This is a genomic window from Spirulina sp. CCY15215 (assembly GCF_016888125.1).
Classification (GTDB): domain Bacteria; phylum Cyanobacteriota; class Cyanobacteriia; order Cyanobacteriales; family Spirulinaceae; genus CCY15215.
Window position 1 is genome coordinate 1 of the sequence record NZ_JACSWA010000478.1, and the last position, 543, is coordinate 543.

Sequence of the window (543 nt, forward strand, 5' to 3'; positions counted from 1 at the left end):
TCTAGTCGGATGCTTCGCGATTTCCTTTGTTGGTCTCGCTAACCCTACCCAAATCAAAGATTATGGGTAGGGACTGCGCTCGACATTTTGTTCAATAGTAGCGAACCCCAAGCATTATTGCGGAAAATTGCCAAGATCGCCCATCTCATTGCCCCTCTTCCCCCGCGATCGCGCCCCGGTATTTCTTCTCCCACTGTTCCATCTTTCACAAAGGTGAAAATCCCCGGTTCTCCTCTCCTTGTTATCGGTTGTTCCACGGGGGGTCCTAATGCTTTGACCTATATTTTGAGTCGGCTTCCCAGTAATTTTAATGCCGCGATCGCCCTCATTCAGCATATCGACGAGAAATTTGCTCCCAGTTTGGCAGATTGGCTCGATCGCCATTCTTCCCAGCCTGTAACCCTTGCTCGCAGTGGAATGTTTGCCGGGTAAATTAAACCAAGTTCGACATCTCCCCGCTTTAAAAAGACGGGGATTCTGTGGTTAATCCACCGAAAGCGGGTTAAAACCGCGCTTGTCTTGGTCGATTGGATATGCTGAACT

1 protein-coding gene is annotated in these 543 nt (G+C 49.2%); it reads left to right on the plus strand.

Annotated elements, in window-relative coordinates:
• Positions 1 to 87 precede the first annotated feature (87 nt).
• Positions 88 to 432: a chemotaxis protein CheB gene (locus JUI58_RS15910; RefSeq protein ID WP_204104785.1), complete on the plus strand. Its 345-nt coding sequence runs from the start codon at positions 88 to 90 to the stop codon at positions 430 to 432.
• Positions 433 to 543 lie beyond the last annotated feature (111 nt).